We start from the raw sequence: 17,176 nt of genomic DNA on the forward strand, positions 1-17,176 counted from the left end.
CACGATACTCGCACTACCTGTCAGCTATACATTTCCGCCACAACGGCATGTTAGGGACTTTCACCCATTAGAGCGAGACGCTGCCAAGCGCACAAAAGAGTTTATCACTTTTGATGTGAAAAACTCTCCTGTTTCTTATGTTATTGTTTGACCTGCAAACTTTTTGTGCCCTGAAGTCCGATTTGTAATGAGGTCATTAGTCCTTCAAATGTTGCTTCTTCAAGTGTTCTTGGGGCTAGGCAATCGCCGATTTGCCATAATTCAGGAGCAGAGTCTTTAATTTGCTCATACAATTCCACGTTTGGAACGCGCCCAAGTGAAAGAATGATGGAGTTCACATTTTTAATGGTCTCCTTCTCATAAGAAAATAAATTTCGGATTACTACTTCATCCTCTTTAATTTCGCCTAAATCATAGTGAGGAATCATTTTAATATTTAACTGATAGAGTTTCTTTAAATATTCATTTCTTAAATATTGATGAACTTCCTCACCTATATATAGCCTTGAAGAAATTAATGTTACTTGGTGTCCTTTTTCTGCCAAATCAATGGCTGCCTCCATTCCCGGCCAATCTCCGCCGAAGTCGAAAACCAAGACATTATTTCCAATATTTTCGCTTTGTTTGTTAAATAATTGATCAACTGTACGAACGCTTGGATTATTTATCCCAGGGATTTGCGGAATATACGGGCGGGAGCCAACTGCACAAATAATTGCATCCGGGCCAAGTTCCTTAATATCTTCGGGTTCAATGTTCCAGCCAAGTTTTACACTTATATTGCTGATCGACACTTTTTTTATAAAGTTGTCAAGCATCGTTTCCGCAAGTTCTTGTCGCATTGGAGCACGCCTTAAGGTATGCAAAAGCCCACCGACCTCATCTGATTTATCTGCTAGTATAACTTCATGGCCAAACTCATCTAACGTTAAGGCAGCTTTTAACCCTGCAGGGCCAGCGCCAATAATAAGCACTTTCTTTTTCTTACGCTGTGTCTTCTGAAGTGCTTGCACCTCCAGTTCCTTCCCTGCTGTTGGATTTTGGACACAGCCAATGGCCAATCCTTTATGATAATGGCCAATACATGCTTGGAGACAGCCAATACATGCATCAATTAAATGATGATTCCCCTCTTTTGCTTTATTGGGCATTTCCGGGTCGACGATTAAGGAACGGGTCATCCCAACGACATCTGCTTTCCCAGTGGCAACAATCTGCTCCGCCTCGACAGGGTCGACAATCCTGGAGCCAACAAACACGGGAACTGCGCCTGCCATGCGGATTTTAAAAGCTTGCGGCGAATTATAGCCATGTTTGATTGGAGATGGCGGCACAATATGTGTTGACCCTGCAAAAGTACTGGAATCACCTGATGTAACATTGATGAAGTCTACACGAACTTGATTCACTAAATACTCAACAATTTCCACGGAACCCTTTACATCCAAACCGTCCATTGTCATTTCATCGGCACTCATTCGGATCCCCACCGTGAAATCTTCGTCGACTTCCTCCCAAACCCGCTGCATCACTTCCACAATAAACCTCATTCGGTTTTCAAATGAACCGCCATATTCATCGGTACGATGATTGGTTTGGCCGGACCAAAACTGTGCTGGCAGGTATCCATGAGAGCAGCAGATTTCTACCCCATCCAGACCACCTTCCTTCGCAAGTTTTGCTGATCGAGCAAAGCCTTCGATTACATCTTTAATTTCCTCGATACTCATCGGTCTTGGCATCGTTCCGAACCGGAGACTTGGCACTGCAGAAGGAGCCAATGCTGCAGTGCGATAATCGCTTGAAACAACCTCCCTTCCCCCGTGAAATAACTGACTGAAAACCTTCGTTCCAAATTGATGGACTTCATTTGCGAGCTCTAAATAGGCCGGTACAATCCTTGGATCAAACCCTGCAATTGTATGTGTCGTCAACATTCCTGATTCGTGTACAGCTGCTGCTTCTAAAACAATCAGCCCCACTCCACCTTTTGCACGGGCAGAGTGATAGGCAGTCATCTCCGGCGTGGGTATCCCGCAGGCAACATGATTTGTCTGATGTGCTGTACTAAGAATTCTATTTTTTAATTCTGTGTGACCAATTTCGATTGGGCTAAATAAATGCTTATAATTCGTCACGGATACTCACTCCTATTTGTTTGTATTTAACAAGTAACCTAGCAAAATTCATGCCAACCAATCTACCCGTGAAAAGTTTAGGATACTTTTTAAAAATTCGCAATAATCTGCAGAACTAATTGTATAATGAAAGAAATAAGTGAATCTTTTTTGCATCAATCGTTGCAAAAAAGATTCATCCCGATAATTTCCTCCTTTCTATTTGCTGAAACCATATTTTTAGGGGATCACCGCTTATTTCCGATGCAAAATGTGTTCAAATTTTATAAAAGGACGGGTGGATAGATGATCAATGAATGGAAATACCAACAAAAAATAATTGGACTAAAGAAATTAAATGATTCTCTAAAGGAACAGCTAGATATATCACTAAAAAAGATTAAAGAACTTACCCAAATATTGAACTCTTCTTACGATGAGATTTTTGTAACGGATTCTGAGGGAGATGTCTTATTTGTAAGTGAATCCTGTAAACATTTTACTGGACTTCCTCCAGAAGCCTTTATCCATAAAAGCATCTTTGAACTAGTAGAGAAAGGTATCATTAACGACTCTGTCACGATTAAAACAATGCAAACCCAGACTGTTCAATCAAATGAACAAAATTATCCTAATGGAAAAACGGTTCTCGCGACTGCCAAACCTGTTTTTGATGAAGAAGGAAAATTGTATCGGATTGTCACCAATTCTCGTGATATCTCAGAATTAGTAGAAATGAAAAGAAAATTGGCAGAAATACATATACTACAACAAGAAAATGAAGATGAAGCCATCATTGAAAAAGCGATTGGCACCCAAAAGTTTATTACGCAATCCAAAAACATGGTCAATACACTGCAATTAGCTGAAAGAGTGGCCCCTTTAGACTCCTCCATTTTCATTCATGGTGAATCGGGGGTTGGAAAGGGAGTTTTAGCCCGGATCATTCATGAAAATAGCCCAAGAAATGCACTGGCATTTGTTCAAGTGAATTGCGGGGCAATTCCCGAAAGCTTACTGGAATCAGAATTATTCGGTTATGAAGCCGGGGCATTTACCGGAGCAAACAAACGGGGAAAGCCCGGCCTTGTTGAGATGGCGGATGGCGGTACATTGTTTTTAGATGAAATCGGGGAAATGCCGCTCGAGCTACAAGTTAAAATCCTCCATTTAGTTCAGGACAAAACATTTAAAAAAGTGGGTGGAACCTCAGAAAAGCAGGTCGATATCCGCATCATTTCAGCCACCAATAAAGATTTATTACAAATGATTGAGGAAAAAAAGTTTCGTCAAGACCTATACTACCGCCTTCATGTGGTCCCACTAAGAATCCCGCCATTAAGAAAACGGAAGCAGGATATATTAGTATTAATAGATTATTTTCTAAATCATTTTAATCAAAAATACTCGCAGCGGATTGAATTAGATGAAAATGCTAAACTATTGCTGCAACTACAGGAATGGCGTGGGAATGTTAGAGAATTAGAAAATTTTATTGAACAAATTGTTGTCACGGCTAATAAACCTCTTATAAGGATTGAGGATTTACCATTTGCGATCGACCATCGAATTCACCATGAAAGCAACCTATCACTGCAGCAGCTCCCATTGAAAAGGGCCGTAGAAGAAACAGAGAAACAAGTCCTTACCTATGCATTAAAGAAATACAAATCCACAAGAAAAATGGCCAAAGCATTAGGAGTAAATCAGACAACTATTATGCGAAAACTACATAAATATCACTTATCCTCAAAAGAGACGACTTAATTGTTACAATTGACCGAATTTTTAGAAATTGGCACAAATATTGCATTATATTTCAGTGAACGATTAATTGACAAGGAGTGATGATAGTGGGAGAATTACTTTTTTGTTTCGGCTATGGAGGTTCACTTATTATTTTAGGTCTTATAACCAAATTTTTCGTCGGCAGAATGGAGAAAGATGTAGTAACTACCACAACTATATCGAAAGATGAAAAGGCAGGGATGTAAAAAATGATCTATACAATCGGTATTATTGTTTCCTTTCTTGTTTACATCCTTATCGGTGTTTTTCTTTCCAGACGAGTTAAAAATTCTGAGGAATATTATGTTTCCGGAAGAAAAGGCTCGACGCTGATGGTCACTGGTACACTGGTTGCTTCGTTTTTAAGTACTGTTTCCTTTATGGGTGAAGCTGGATTTTCATATGAAGGCTACCCGATCCTTTTACTCATCCTGGTTATTTTCAATGCAACCGGCTATGTAGTGGGTGTGTTCTTTTTCGGGCGGTATTTACGAAGAAGTAAATCCTTGACTGTGCCTGAATATTTCGGTAACCGCTTCCAATCTAATAAAGTAAGAATGGCTGCAGCAATTACAACAATTCTTGGTATTGCTGCCTATTTGGTTGCTGTTACACAGGGTGCAGCCGTATTGCTTTCGGAAATATCCGGGATTTCCTACACCTTTGCCTTACTGATTATGTGGGTCGTATATGCTTCTTTTACCGTTCTTTCCGGTGCAAAAGGAGTTATGGTCAATGATACCATCATGTTTTTCATCTTCTCGATTGCTACTTATTTAGCTTTCCCGTATATTATTCATTCTGCCGGAGGATTCCCGGATGCCATTATGAAAGCAGCAACGAACCCTGCTCGTCCTAATTTATTAAGCTGGCATGGTATAACTGGCCCGAATAACTATATGGGTGCACCGTGGGAAGCATTTATCTGGGCAGTCATCTTAGGTTTGGTATGGTCAGCGGTTATTTCCATCAGCCCTTGGCAGAGCAGCCGTTATTTAATGGCTAAAAATGAACATGTCGCGATTCGCTCTGGTGTATGGGCAACCATTTCTATCATTACGATCTACTTGTTCCTTCACATCAGCATTTCTACGATCACTACGATTAATCCAGATATTAAACCAACGGAAAAAGTGTTCATTTGGGCAGCAATGAATATCGTCCCTAAATGGCTCGGAATTATTATCGTGAGTGGAATCATGGCTGCAGCATTATCATCCTGTGCCAGCTTTCTGCAACTCATTGGCAGCAGTATTACACGTGATATCATGGAACAATCCCGCAACAAAAAGTACTCTGACAAACGCCTGCTTGTAACAAGCAGAATTTCGATGATTCTTGCTAGTATTGTCATTCTTCTTATCGGGCTTTGGCAGCCGCCATCCATCATGTGGATTGGCTATTTTGCGGCGACGTTATTTGCCGCTTCCTGGGGTCCTGTTGCGTTTGCAAGTGTCTTCTCAAAAAAGGTAACAAAAACAGGTGCTTTGTGGAGTATCATATTTGGATTTTTGGGAGTAATTCTTGGCGAATCCCTGAAAAAATACGGTGTTAAACTGCCAGTTTATTTAGATCCAGTTATTATCGGCGTCATTTTAAGTTTATTAGCTCTGTGGATTGGTTCTAAAGTTGGCGAAATCTCTAAGGAAGAACGAGAATTCCAAGCAAATATTTTAACACGGCCAATTGAAGCCGACGATAAAGAAGAGATGGCGATCACAAAAAGATATCCTGCCTATTTAATGATTAGCGGCGTTATTATCATCATTATTACTTTCATTTTCTACTACTACCCTTTGACATTGGCGATGTAGAAATAATAAATCTACTTTTTTGGGTATAAAATTATACTCAAACTCTTTTTAACAGCGATTTTTCAGGTTTTATCAGCGGTTCTACCTATTATATCAGCGAATCTATAACCTTTATCAGCGAATCAAAAAAAAGTTGACGCAGATTTTGAATTTGCGTCAACTTTTTTATTCTACAAAATCTATTATTGTCCTTCCGCCAGCTCAGCGAGATAGGTCCAACGTTCAATTAACTGCTCAAGCTTCTCATTTAATTCTGCTTCTTGTTTCATCAAATCCTGTGCCTTTGTAAAATCACTGCCAACCTTTTCGAGTTCCGCTGAAGTTTCTTCCAGTTTCTCCTCTGTTTTAGCAATCACGTCATCAATTTCTTCCCACTCTTTTTTCTCCATATAGCTCATTTTTTTCTTTTTTTCCTTTTCCGGAGATTTAACGGTTTGAGCAGAGACGCTTACAATTTTTTGTGCATCGGTTAACGATTCTTTTTCAAGATATTCGGTGTAATTACCAAAGAACGAATTAATGGAACCTTCCCCTTGTAGAACAAGCAGCTGATCGACCACCTTATCTAAGAAATAGCGGTCATGTGATACGGTAATAACAACCCCAGGGAATTCCTCTAAATAATCTTCAAGAACGGTTAATGTTTGTGTATCGAGATCATTTGTCGGCTCGTCCAAAAGTAGAACATTTGGTGCGGTCATTAATATTTTTAACAGGTATAAGCGGCGTTTCTCTCCACCGGAAAGCTTTCGAATGGGTGTTCCGTGACTAAACGGCGGAAATAGAAAACGCTCAAGCATTTGCGCTGCTGAAATTGTTTTTCCATCGGAAGTCTCGACAATTTGCGCCGTTTCCTTAATGTATTCAATCATCCGCATGTTTTCATCCATGTCTTCGCTTTCCTGTGTGTAGTAAGCGATTTTTACCGTTTGCCCCATCAAGAATTCACCTTCATCAAGTGGAATTCGTTTGGCAAGGATATTGAGCAGCGTGGATTTCCCTGTACCATTTCGTCCAATAATCCCGATTCGGTCACCAGGCTTCACCAATAGGTCAAAATGGTTAAGGATGGTTTTGGCCCCATACCGTTTTGAAGCATCCTTTAATTCAAAAACCTGCTTGCCCAGCCGGCTCCCGTTTAACGAAATATCAAGCTTCTCCCCAGATGGTTTCCCTCCGGCTATCTTATCGTCTAGCTCCTCAAAGCGCTGAATCCGTGCCTTTTGTTTTGTTGTTCTTGCCTTTGCACCTCTTCTAATCCATTCAAGTTCCCGGCGGAAGAGATTTTTTCTTTTTTCAAACGTGGCTGCCTCATTTTCTTCCCGGATGGCTTTGGATTCCAAAAAGGCTGCATAATTTCCTTTATAGCTGTAAAGATTGCCACCGTCTAATTCAAACATTCTGTTTGCAACACGGTCTAAAAAGTAACGATCATGTGTGACAAGCAAAATCGAGCCACTATATCTACTCAAATAATCCTCCAGCCATTTGACAGTATCAAAATCAAGATGGTTGGTCGGTTCGTCTAAAATGAGTAAATCAGGTTCAGCGATTAAAACCTGCGCCATTGCGACACGTTTTTTCTGCCCCCCAGAAAGCTCGCCAATCTTCTTTCCAAAATCCTCAATCCCTAATTTAGTTAAAATGGATTTGGCATTGGTGCTCGCATCCCAAGCATTTAGAGCATCCATTTGTTTTTGTAAGTGAAAAAGCTCGTCCTGAATTTTGGAGTCATTTGGAGAGGCGTTTAGCTTCTGAAGCGTTTTTTCATAATCACGCATTAATTTTAAAATCGGTGCTTCACCATGATAGACCTGCTCAAGAACCGTCCTGTCCGTATCAAATTCAGGCTGCTGCGCCAAAAAGGCAATGGAATAATCTTTCCCGGCAATAATCTTGCCCTCATCCGGTTGGTCCAATCCGGCCACAATTTTTAATAAAGAGGATTTCCCCGTTCCATTTACCCCGATTAGGCCAACACGCTCTTTTTCTCCGATTGTAAAAGAAATATCGTTAAAAAGTTGTTTTTCCCCGTAGGTTTTCGTGACGTTTTCCACTGTGAGCATTTTCATGATTGACCATTCCATTCTTGATAAAATTGTTCTAAAAATATCTCCATCATTTGATGACGGCTTACAGCCATTTTTTTTGCCGTTTCTGTATTTAACAAGTCTTTTAATTTTAGGAGTTTTTCATAGAAATGATGAATGCTGGTTGATTTCCCTTTTCGATATTCCTCTATCGTCATTTCTTCTCTTATTTGGTAGGAAGGGTCATAAATCTGCTGACCCTTTTTTCCCCCATAGGCAAAGACACGGGCAATCCCAATAGCACCAATTGCATCCAAACGGTCTGCGTCTTGGACAATTTTCGCCTCGACGGTTTCCAGCTCTATTTTCCTTCCACCCTTGAAAGAAATGGAAGCGATAATCTTTTTGATTTGCTGTATGTCTTCTTTTGATAATTCAATGATTCTTAAAAATCCATCCAGTTTTGCTTCGCCTTTTTCAGCAGTTTCATTTAGTTTTTCATCAGGTATATCATGAAGGAGCGCTGCCATTTCGATAATAAACGGGTCTCCTGATTTTTCCTGTTCGTATATAAATAATGCATTCCGTCGGACGCGATCCACATGGAACCAATCATGCCCTGTAGCATCTTCAGCTAATTCACTTTGCACAAACGTTTCTGCTTGTTCAATGATTTGTTTTTTCAATTAAAACACCTACCCTCATCCTTGCTATTCTATCATGAAAAAGAAGGATTGTTGAAAAAGATTGGTTAAATCCTCCCCCTTAAAAAGAAAAAATCCGCGGGAAGCCCACGGATCCAAACACTATTCCATACTATTAAACCAGCTAATCCCCAAGGTGTTCTCGCCTGCGTGAACACCGATTACCGCTCCTAGTGGGCAAGTAAGAATCGAGAGCTCCGGAAATATCACCCGTAACTCCTTCTGCCAATTCTCTGCCTGATCCTCATGCAAACCGTACAAAATATAAACTTCCTTTATTCGATATTTCTCATAGGATTGTCGCAAATAACCAACAATCTTCTCTTTCGCTTTCTTCTCGCTGCGGACTTTTTCCTTTACAGTTAAAGCGCCATCCTCAATCGAGATGATTGGTTTTACATTCAGCATACTGCCAAGAAAAAATTGCACGCCTGACATCCTCCCGCCGCGGTGGAGCTGTTCCAGGCTGCCGACCAATACAAAGGCTTCATTAGTTTCCCTAATCGTTTCCAGCCTGTTCACGACATAGTCCAAGCTTTTTCCTTCTGACAGCCACCCCATCCCCTTTTTAATCAAGGCTGCTAAAGGATAGGTTAGAATTTTTGAATCAATCGTCGTGACCGGGATCGATACAAGATTCGCCGCCTGACAGCTTGATGAAACCGTACCGCTTAATTTCCCGGAGATAAGGACCGTAATGACCTGATCATACTCTTTCTCTAATCGCTCATACATCGCTTGAAAGGCTCCCACAGAGGGCTGTGAGGTTTTTGGCGGTGTCTTTAAAGTTTTTAATTTTTCAAAAAGCTGTCCTGCCGTTAAGTCAATCCCATCTAAATATTCCTCGCCATCGAGAACAATCAAAAGCGGGACCGTATATAAATCCGGATGTTTTTTTAGTTCATCATCTAAAAATGCTGTGCTGTCGGTCACCCAAGCCGTTTTGACCAAAAATGATCACTCCTTATCCCAATAATCTATAGCTTTAGGAATATCATTACTTTAATGGTAACCTCTAACAATTGTATTGTAAATATTTAAAATTTTCAAAAATTACCTATAATAGACCTTCAATATCTTTAGCAATCTCAAACGGTTTTGTACTTGGAGCATAACGTTTATGGACATTCCCAGTTTGATCCACTAAAAATTTGGTGAAGTTCCATTTTATTGCTTTAGATCCCATGACCCCGGGAGCTTGTGAAGCTAAATAATTGAATAACGGATGTGCCTGACTGCCATTTACATCCACTTTTGCAAACATCGGAAAAGTAACACCATAATTTAATTCACAAAATGATTTGATTTCTTCTTCATTGGCGGGCTCCTGGTTCATAAATTGATTGCAGGGAAAACCTAAAACGGCAAATCCCTTGTCCTTATACTTTTCATAGATTTGCTGAAGTTCATTAAATTGCGGGGTAAATCCACACTTACTTGCCGTATTGACAACCAATAGTACTTTCCCTTTAAATTGCTCAAGTGAAACCTCAGCACCATCAATAGTTTTAGCATTAAATTCATAAATTGCCATTCTATTTCCCCCTATAAATGATCATTTCAAGCCGCTTTAACGATGAAATTACATATTCAATCATCTCAACCAAATCATCTAATTGTTCTTCCCGTACCATCCGATCGAATTCAACCGTAACGGTATGCAGCCCTTCTATTTCCATATGAAGTGGATTCATTAGTACCCTTTGCGTAATTTTTCTCGATGGCCCCCATATATCTGAAAATAGTTTCTCAACTTCATTATGATCTACATTGGGACTCTCGTAAAAGAATTCCAGTTTCAAGGAACATCCGGCTTTTGTTTCCGACCCCATAGAAGGAATAAGTTCAGCCGCTAAATTCATTAGACTAGAGTCTAGTTCAATTTTAACCGAAGCACTCTTTCCAGAAGATTCAGCTATTTTAAAAGAAATATCAAAATTCCGCGACATTTTAGCCATATTTATACTATCGTTGCGATCGGTAATCACGATTTCGCCGCCCAGGTCTAAGTCATATATTGCACCCTCGATGACGACTTTCATGTTATCGAAAGCAGTTGGATCAAACATAAATTTCACCCGCCTCTAATTCATTACTTTTATTTTATCAAAAATTATTTTCTTTTCTGTAAGAGAGATAATGTTTATAATGTTATTGACCAAATATTATAAATTTATATTTAATTAAGACATAATTTTGTTTAACAGAAAGAAGGAGATGGTCACTTGCCTATTAATATTCCAAGGCTTTTACCCGCACGGGAAATACTTGAACAAGAAAATATTTTTATCATGGATGATGAACGTGCGGTCAGCCAGGACATTCGTCCGTTGAATATTTTAATTTTAAATTTAATGCCCATAAAGGAAAAAGCTGAAACACAGCTATTAAGATTATTAGGAAATTCACCTCTGCAGGTGAATGTGAAGTTTTTAAAAACACGTTCCTATGAATCTACCCATACAAGTAGGCAGCATCTTGAACAGTTCTATACCACGTTTCCAGAAGTTAAGCCGCAGAAGTTTGATGGGATGATTATTACAGGTGCTCCAGTCGAACTTTTAGAGTTTGAGCAGGTAAAGTATTGGCAGGAGTTAACGGAGATAATGGACTGGTCAAAAACCAATGTGACTTCCACGTTACATATTTGCTGGGGAGCACAAGCTGCGCTTTACTACCATTTCGATATTGGTAAATTTGAGCTGCCGCGTAAATGTTCTGGTATCTATTCACATCAGATATTTGATACAAATGATATCTTATTGCGCGGATTTGATGACCTTTTCTACGCACCGCATTCAAGGTATACAGATGTATCCATCGAAGAGATAAAAGATCATCCTGAATTAAAGCTGTTAGCCGCATCAGAAAAAGCAGGGCCATTGTTAATTTCCTCCCGAGATAGAAAGCATGTAATGATCACAGGTCACTTAGAATATGAATCTGAATCATTAGCAGAAGAATATATGAGAGATGTTGACAAAGGGCTGGATATCCATATCCCAGAAAATTATTTTCCAAATAATGACCCAAGCAATCCACCGGTAAATCGTTGGCGCTCACATGGACATTTATTCTTTTCAAACTGGCTGAATTACTACGTCTACCAAGAAACTCCATTTTTATGGGATTAAACAAAGCATCGGTTCAAGCGAACCGATGCTTTCGTTTTATTTTATCTTGAACATAAATACCCACATAAAGGACAGGGACTGCCGCAACTCGAGTGGAAGATGTTCAACAGGAAGTTTTTCTGCCTCACGCTTGTACACTCCCATTTCGGCTATTTTTTTAAAGCCATTTTCCTCTGCAAGCTTTTCGAATTCCCATGGCATCATCGTATTACAAATGACCTTTTCTCCGTAAAGTCTTCGAAAGCTATTGATTCGCGGCATGGCAGTCGGTCCTAAAATGGCCATACAAGCAAAGCCATCATTTTTTACGATTCGCTTGATTTCAAAAAGAACCTTTAAGGGGCTTTCCGTCCATTCCAAAGAATTAATGGCCATAACGGCATCGAAAGAATTTTGCGCCTTTGGAACCTCTGAAATATCTGCCTTGATAAATTGAACGGAACTGCCCTTTGCCAGCACTGACGCCTTTTCAAGCATTTGCTCTGATAAATCGATCCCTGTTACATGATGCCCCAGTTTGGCAAGCTTAACGGAAGCATAGCCGTCCCCGCAGCCTAAATCGCAGATATCTGTCCCGGCCGGCAAATATTTTTTCAAAAACGGGATTATGTCTTTCCTGCTGCCTGATTCCCACATTGCCCTGCTGCTGGCATGCCAACTTCCTGCCCGATTATCCCATTGCTTTTCGGCTTCTTCAACCCATTTAATTTCCACAGTAAACCTCCATAAAAGAATTTATATCTATAATTCGTTTAAAATTTAAAATACCCTTCTTGATTATTATCTCTTCCATTTAGAAAGAATAATGGAAAAAGGAGGAATAAGAATGGAGACGATTGTCGGGCTTCACCGGAATCATCTTGGTGAAATCATTAGCTTCGTTACTTCGGAAGGGAGAGTCATCTCTTACCGCAAAGCGTTATTGGAGGCTGAACATGGCTTGTTGGAAGGCATACAAACTGAAGAGGATTCTGAAGGCAATTTGACCTTAAGCTCTGGACTGCAACAATCCTTTGACCACTATCCAAATTTATTTTAAAAAGCACCTGGCTTTGAACCAGGTGCTTCTCTTTTGTACTAACCGTTATTCCAATTCGGTTTCATTCTGCTTTTGAATATCTCTTAATGCATCGATTCTTGAAATGTCTTCCTCAAAAAACTGAACGAGATCACCAATCCGGTCAATTGAATCCCAGCTTAAATGATGTTCAATTCCTTCGACATCATTATAAATATTTTCGTCCTTAACACCGATTATTTTTAGCATTTGCTCAAGAAGTGCATGACGAAAAACTAACCGTTTTCCTATTTTTCGTCCTTTTATCGTTAAAGTCAGACCTCTATACTTTTCATAAACTAAATATCCATCTTTATCTAGCTTTTGAACCATTTTTGTTACTGAGGAGGGATGTACAGATAATGCTTCCGCAATATCAGAGACTCGAGCGTATGTTTTTTCTTCAATCAGTTTATAAATTTGTTCAATATAATCTTCCATACTAGGTGTTGGCATCCCGAAACCTCCAAAAAATTACTCCATTAAAAGTTTACTATAGATAAATTTGAGTGACAAGGTGCATTGTCACTTCATGGATTATCTTTGCGGCACTTTTTCAAATAAAAATTTCACTTTTTTATCCTGGTCATCTAAATAAAGCCGAGCATTAAAGGTTTTTTCATTTTTTGTAAACCCTTCAATCAGGTCTGTTTTTCCCTCAGAAAGCAGTAATTTAATATTTTTTTGAGTGATATTTTTCCCAAGAATTTTTTTTGATATCGTAAAATCACATTGATTTTTCCGAAAATTACTGCAGCCATAAAAGCTTCCTTTATCGATCACCGTACCATCACATTTTTTACATGATCCTAGTTTAGTCACCGTTTTTGTTTTTTTCTTTCCCGGCGAAAAATTGTCCCTCATCTCATCCGAAAAGCTCCAATTTGTTGATTGGTCAACACTTGAATTGATAAGATGTACAACCATTTTATTGGTTTGCTCCATAAAATGTTTGGGTAAAGCGGATCCTTCTGAGATTTCTTTTAATTTCTGCTCCCATTTTGCCGTCATTTCCGGTGAGGCCAAGATTTGCTGTCCAATTGCCTCAATTAAGATTTTTGCCTTTGCCGTAGCGTAAACCAAGTTTTTGGTCACTTGAATATAAAGACGATCCTTTAACATGGTGATAATTCCTGCTCTTGTTGCCTCAGTTCCAAGTCCTTCCGTTCTTGTCAAAACTTTTTCGAGCTCTTTATCCTCAATATGCTTACCTGCCGTTTTCATCAATGTAATTAATTGGCCCTCAGTATAACGCTTTGGAGGCTGGGTCTGACTTTCTTTTACATTTATCTTTTCCGTTTTACCCTTTTCGCCTTTTTCTAAAAATGGAAGTGACGGTTCATCCTCATGTTCCTTTGGCGGCTGTAAAACCTTTTTCCATCCCTCTTCAATTTGCACTTTCCCTTTTGATTGAAAAGAAGCACGCCCGTCCACTAAGGTCGTTACCGTTGTATATTCAGCAATTGCCTTGTTATAGTGAGCGGCAATTAAGCTTGTTACCACCAAATCGTAAATTTTTCGTTCATCCGCATCCAGTCTCTCAATATTGGGGATTTGTTCAGTCGGTATGATGGCATAGTGATCGGTTACTTTTTTTTCATTCACATACCGTTTGTTATCGATTAGAGAAGGATTAGGCAGAGGGAAGAATGCTTGATATGTTTTTATATGGCTTAATTTCCCCAAAATTTCCGGGAAAGTATTTGCCTCTTCTTTCGTAACATAGCGCGAATCGGAACGTGGATAGGATACATTTCCTTTTTGATAAAGCTTTTGAAGGACATCCAGTGTTTTTTTCGGTGAGAATTTATAACGTTTATTTGCCTCCGCTTGCAGAGCTGATAAATTATAAAGAAGAGGAGGGTAAAATTCTTTTCTTTCAGAAACTACCTCGGCAACTTCAGCTGGTTTTCCCTTACAAAATGCAGCTACTTTTTCGGCTAAGTCCTTTGTTTTTACTCGGGTTTCCCCATCATTCTGCCATTTACCGCTATAACGTTTGCCGTTAATTAAAAAATGAGCGATTACTTCCCAAAACGGTTCGGGTTTAAAATTCTCAATTTCCAGTTCTCTTTTCACAATTAGGGCTAAGGTTGGTGTCTGGACTCTTCCAACCGAAAATACATCTGAAAAGCCTTGTTTTTGCAGGAGAAGACTATAAAGTCGGGATGCGTTCATCCCTACTACCCAATCGGCACATGCCCTTGTATAGGCTTCAAAATACAGGCTTCGGGTATCATTTTCATCTAAAAGCTTGGTAAACCCCTCTTTTATTGCGTTTGCAGTCAAGGAAGAGATCCACAGTCTTTTCATCGGTTTTTTACATCTAGTTAACCGAAGAATATTCCGGATGATTAGTTCACCTTCCCTTCCGGCATCCCCGGCATGGATAATTTCATTAACTGCCTGATCGGAGATTAACTTTTTAATGACTGCAAATTGCTTTGCTTTATCTCTTGTCACTTCATATTCAAAGTGTTCAGGAATCATCGGCAGGGATTCCAGCGACCATTTTTTCCAACCCGGTTGATACTTTTCGGGTGAAACTAATTGGCATATATGACCGATAGCCCACGTCACGTAGGCACCATTTTTAAAAATTTCATTAGGAAATATTTCAATAAAGCCATTTTGTTTTTTATGTTTAAAAATTGAAGCAAGCGTTGAGCCCTGGTCCGGTTTTTCGGCAATAATTAATTTCATGCAGATTGCTCCCTTTTTACAAACTATCCGACATTCATTTTCCCACTTTGCCCCCGCAACGTAAAGAGTAAAAAATCACTCAAAAAATAAAATCCCTTCCAGTTACCGTAGTTTCTGGAAAGGATTTACCAAAGTTACAATTTTCTCTTCAATTTAATAGTGGTATCCTGAATATACCAATGGTCTTCATCGACAATATTGGAAACCGTCAAAATGAATGAGGGAAATCTTTCAACTTCAAATACAATCGCGCCAATTTTCTTGGAGAACATAATAAATGATTCACCATGTGAAAAATTGGATAAATGGTTACCGATATGGAGCAAAGACATCATAATTTCCTGTTTTTCATCTGTTTCGATTTGTAAATGCGGCGAGAATCTTAATATCCAATCCTCTCCGTCAATGGAAAATCGGAACATCCCCTCACCCTTTTTCATTAACTTTTTTATAAATATACATATGTTGAATCTTGAATTTTATGTTTAGACGCGCTGATGTTGTCCCTTCTATCTTCAGACCCTTGTAATTTGGATAAAAAACCGCTTTCATTCCTTGACTGTCCAATTCTGTTATTGTATATTTAAAGCATCATGTTACATAATTGCTTGGCAAAATTTTGCCCTATTAGCTGCATGATAATTATTTAACTTAGGCACTAAAGAAGGTGTCTTGATAGGCTTAGGAGGAAGAAGTACATGCAAAACGGTAAAGTAAAATGGTTCAACAATGAAAAAGGTTTTGGTTTTATCGAAGTTGAAGGCGGAGACGACGTATTCGTACACTTCAGCGCGATCACTGGTGAGGGCTTCAAATCTTTAGAAGAAGGTCAAGAAGTTTCTTTTGAAATCGTTGAAGGAAACCGTGGACCACAAGCAGCTAACGTGGTAAAACTTTAATCTCAAATAATCTAAGGCTGGTCATTTGCCAGCCTTTTTATTTTACCCTTTAGGAAAGCTTTTTCCCAAACTCCTTGATTTGTTGCCCGACAGTACATTGTGAAATACAAAATTGGTGCGCTTTCCTGCGTCCACCGTCTTTAATTAACTGGCGATGCAAAAAACACCCTTCACAGTATTGAGCCATTAAAGATTCTACAAAGGTTAATACTTCTTTTCTTGCTGGACTCTTCACTTGACTCTATCCTCCCTTTCTTAAAGAATTTGCGTTTTAGCGAAAATTTCTTTTCCTTCTAAGGCCTGTGTGGCTAATTTATCGGCTTCTTTATTTTCATTTCTTGATATAGCTGTGTATCTCGGCTGTATTCCTAGCGATTTAATTTTTTCCTCAATCCGGTCCAGCCAACGATTTAAGTTTTCTTCATAGCATGGCCATTCTCCCTCGAGCTGCTTTAATACAACCTGAGAATCACCTTTAAATTCACAAGGGAGGTGATGCACACCTAAGTCTTCTAAAATGTTCAATGTATAATAGAATGCTGCATATTCTGCCTCATTATTGGTATCCATTTGATCAATATGTTCATTTGCCCGGATACGATATTTCTTCTTTCCCTGCCGGAAGAAAATAACGGCACCAAGACCGGCCCGGTTCGTTTCTTTGTAAAATCCTCCATCAAAATAAACCGTCACTTCATGGGGATCTTCTTCGATTTCAACGGTTAGTTTCTTCATTTCCTTTAAAGTCCAAGATGTCCCCATCTCATCATAGTAGGTTAATTCTGAAACTTTTCCGGACTTATCAAGTTCCTCCCCTGTTTGAAGGGCTAATTCTCCTGAAATCCAGTCAGAGGTAAATTGGACTTTTTCATTTCCCTTAGGTTGATATTTCCACTCAATTCGATATTTCATTTTTTCCAGCCTTTCTTA

General features: G+C 39.3%; 18 protein-coding genes. 6 read left to right on the forward strand and 12 right to left on the reverse strand.

Annotation, left to right across the window (positions count from 1 at the left end):
• Positions 1-140: 140 nt before the first annotated feature.
• A complete protein-coding gene (locus M028_RS29550) occupies positions 141-2,138 on the reverse strand; it encodes an oxidoreductase (protein WP_051590956.1) in 1,998 nt (665 codons plus the stop codon).
• Between the two features lie 285 nt (positions 2,139-2,423).
• Here M028_RS29550 and M028_RS29555 point away from each other — a divergent pair, with 285 nt between their 5' ends.
• The 3 genes from M028_RS29555 to M028_RS29560 all read left to right on the forward strand — a co-directional run bounded on the left by M028_RS29555 (position 2,424) and on the right by M028_RS29560 (position 5,719).
• The gene (locus tag M028_RS29555; RefSeq protein WP_051590957.1) at positions 2,424-3,884 is read left to right on the forward strand and encodes a sigma-54 interaction domain-containing protein; all 1,461 of its coding nucleotides are present in this window, start codon (positions 2,424-2,426) and stop codon (positions 3,882-3,884) included.
• 86 nt (positions 3,885-3,970) lie between these two features.
• Positions 3,971-4,111 carry a hypothetical protein gene (locus tag M028_RS32690; RefSeq protein ID WP_155925500.1) on the forward strand — a complete coding sequence of 47 codons (141 nt, stop codon included), beginning with the start codon at positions 3,971-3,973 and terminating at the stop codon, positions 4,109-4,111.
• A gap of 3 nt (positions 4,112-4,114) precedes the next feature.
• Positions 4,115-5,719, forward strand: coding sequence for a sodium:solute symporter family protein (locus M028_RS29560; protein ID WP_035423881.1), 1,605 nt, complete (start codon positions 4,115-4,117; stop codon positions 5,717-5,719).
• Positions 5,720-5,901: 182 nt separating this feature from the next.
• On the opposite strand, the gene M028_RS0106600 is transcribed toward M028_RS29560, so the two are convergent.
• From M028_RS0106600 to M028_RS0106620, 5 genes are all read right to left on the reverse strand, one after another.
• On the reverse strand, positions 5,902-7,791 hold the full coding sequence (locus M028_RS0106600) for an ABC-F family ATP-binding cassette domain-containing protein (protein WP_026573194.1): 1,890 nt from the start codon (positions 7,789-7,791) through the stop codon (positions 5,902-5,904).
• Complete coding sequence (locus M028_RS0106605; RefSeq protein ID WP_026573195.1) at positions 7,788-8,435, reverse strand: HD domain-containing protein; 648 nt, start codon at positions 8,433-8,435, stop codon at positions 7,788-7,790. Before M028_RS0106605 ends, M028_RS0106600 begins: the two co-directional genes overlap by 4 nt.
• Positions 8,436-8,555: 120 nt before the next feature.
• Positions 8,556-9,404: a DegV family protein gene (locus tag M028_RS0106610; protein WP_026573196.1), complete on the reverse strand. Its 849-nt coding sequence runs from the start codon at positions 9,402-9,404 to the stop codon at positions 8,556-8,558.
• 106 nt (positions 9,405-9,510) lie between these two features.
• Positions 9,511-9,987, reverse strand: coding sequence for a glutathione peroxidase (locus M028_RS0106615; protein WP_026573197.1), 477 nt, complete (start codon positions 9,985-9,987; stop codon positions 9,511-9,513).
• A gap of 1 nt (position 9,988) precedes the next feature.
• Positions 9,989-10,522 carry a hypothetical protein gene (locus M028_RS0106620; protein WP_026573198.1) on the reverse strand — a complete coding sequence of 178 codons (534 nt, stop codon included), beginning with the start codon at positions 10,520-10,522 and terminating at the stop codon, positions 9,989-9,991.
• Positions 10,523-10,678: 156 nt separating this feature from the next.
• Here M028_RS0106620 and metA point away from each other — a divergent pair, with 156 nt between their 5' ends.
• Positions 10,679-11,587: a homoserine O-acetyltransferase MetA gene (metA, locus tag M028_RS0106625; RefSeq protein WP_026573199.1), complete on the forward strand. Its 909-nt coding sequence runs from the start codon at positions 10,679-10,681 to the stop codon at positions 11,585-11,587.
• A gap of 36 nt (positions 11,588-11,623) precedes the next feature.
• Here the strand turns inward: metA and M028_RS0106630 are convergent, their stop codons facing one another.
• On the reverse strand, positions 11,624-12,301 hold the full coding sequence (locus M028_RS0106630) for a class I SAM-dependent methyltransferase (RefSeq protein WP_026573200.1): 678 nt from the start codon (positions 12,299-12,301) through the stop codon (positions 11,624-11,626).
• Positions 12,302-12,413: 112 nt separating this feature from the next.
• Here M028_RS0106630 and M028_RS0106635 point away from each other — a divergent pair, with 112 nt between their 5' ends.
• The gene (locus M028_RS0106635; protein WP_035423883.1) at positions 12,414-12,626 is read left to right on the forward strand and encodes a hypothetical protein; all 213 of its coding nucleotides are present in this window, start codon (positions 12,414-12,416) and stop codon (positions 12,624-12,626) included.
• 45 nt (positions 12,627-12,671) lie between these two features.
• Here M028_RS0106635 and mntR read toward each other — a convergent pair whose 3' ends face one another.
• The 3 genes from mntR to M028_RS0106650 all read right to left on the reverse strand — a co-directional run bounded on the left by mntR (position 12,672) and on the right by M028_RS0106650 (position 15,769).
• Complete coding sequence (mntR, locus tag M028_RS0106640) at positions 12,672-13,100, reverse strand: transcriptional regulator MntR (protein ID WP_026573202.1); 429 nt, start codon at positions 13,098-13,100, stop codon at positions 12,672-12,674.
• 81 nt (positions 13,101-13,181) lie between these two features.
• Positions 13,182-15,347 (reverse strand): DNA topoisomerase III, encoded by a 2,166-nt coding sequence (locus tag M028_RS0106645; RefSeq protein WP_026573203.1) that lies wholly within the window; start codon positions 15,345-15,347, stop codon positions 13,182-13,184.
• Between the two features lie 134 nt (positions 15,348-15,481).
• Positions 15,482-15,769: a hypothetical protein gene (locus M028_RS0106650; protein ID WP_026573204.1), complete on the reverse strand. Its 288-nt coding sequence runs from the start codon at positions 15,767-15,769 to the stop codon at positions 15,482-15,484.
• A 276-nt stretch (positions 15,770-16,045) separates the two neighbouring features.
• On the opposite strand from M028_RS0106650, the gene cspD reads away from it, so the two are divergent.
• Entirely contained in the window at positions 16,046-16,246 is a 201-nt protein-coding gene (gene cspD, locus M028_RS0106655; protein WP_026563856.1) for a cold-shock protein CspD, read from the forward strand.
• 49 nt (positions 16,247-16,295) lie between these two features.
• Here cspD and M028_RS0106660 read toward each other — a convergent pair whose 3' ends face one another.
• Both M028_RS0106660 and M028_RS0106665 read right to left on the reverse strand, forming a co-directional pair.
• Positions 16,296-16,481 carry a zinc-finger domain-containing protein gene (locus M028_RS0106660; RefSeq protein ID WP_026573205.1) on the reverse strand — a complete coding sequence of 62 codons (186 nt, stop codon included), beginning with the start codon at positions 16,479-16,481 and terminating at the stop codon, positions 16,296-16,298.
• A 20-nt stretch (positions 16,482-16,501) separates the two neighbouring features.
• Positions 16,502-17,158, reverse strand: a complete 657-nt coding sequence (locus M028_RS0106665; RefSeq protein WP_026573206.1) for a ribonuclease H family protein — start codon at positions 17,156-17,158, stop codon at positions 16,502-16,504.
• Positions 17,159-17,176: the final 18 nt, after the last annotated feature.

Origin of the sequence: Bacillus sp. UNC438CL73TsuS30, from assembly GCF_000482325.1 — a bacterium.
Classification (GTDB): domain Bacteria; phylum Bacillota; class Bacilli; order Bacillales; family Cytobacillaceae; genus Neobacillus.

Bases quoted from the DNA above. Each gene is read 5' to 3' on its own strand.
- M028_RS0106620 (WP_026573198.1), bottom strand. From the start codon at position 10,522: ATGTTTGATCCAACTGCTTTCGATAACATGAAAGTCGTCATCGAGGGT.
- M028_RS0106665 (WP_026573206.1), bottom strand. From the start codon at position 17,158: ATGAAATATCGAATTGAGTGGAAATATCAACCTAAGGGAAATGAAAAA.
- M028_RS29560 (WP_035423881.1), top strand. From the start codon at position 4,115: ATGATCTATACAATCGGTATTATTGTTTCCTTTCTTGTTTACATCCTT.
- M028_RS0106635 (WP_035423883.1), top strand. From the start codon at position 12,414: ATGGAGACGATTGTCGGGCTTCACCGGAATCATCTTGGTGAAATCATT.
- M028_RS0106600 (WP_026573194.1), bottom strand. From the start codon at position 7,791: ATGAAAATGCTCACAGTGGAAAACGTCACGAAAACCTACGGGGAAAAA.
- mntR (WP_026573202.1), bottom strand. From the start codon at position 13,100: ATGCCAACACCTAGTATGGAAGATTATATTGAACAAATTTATAAACTG.
- M028_RS0106645 (WP_026573203.1), bottom strand. From the start codon at position 15,347: ATGAAATTAATTATTGCCGAAAAACCGGACCAGGGCTCAACGCTTGCT.
- M028_RS0106650 (WP_026573204.1), bottom strand. From the start codon at position 15,769: ATGTTCCGATTTTCCATTGACGGAGAGGATTGGATATTAAGATTCTCG.
- M028_RS0106615 (WP_026573197.1), bottom strand. From the start codon at position 9,987: ATGGCAATTTATGAATTTAATGCTAAAACTATTGATGGTGCTGAGGTT.
- M028_RS29555 (WP_051590957.1), top strand. From the start codon at position 2,424: ATGATCAATGAATGGAAATACCAACAAAAAATAATTGGACTAAAGAAA.
- cspD (WP_026563856.1), top strand. From the start codon at position 16,046: ATGCAAAACGGTAAAGTAAAATGGTTCAACAATGAAAAAGGTTTTGGT.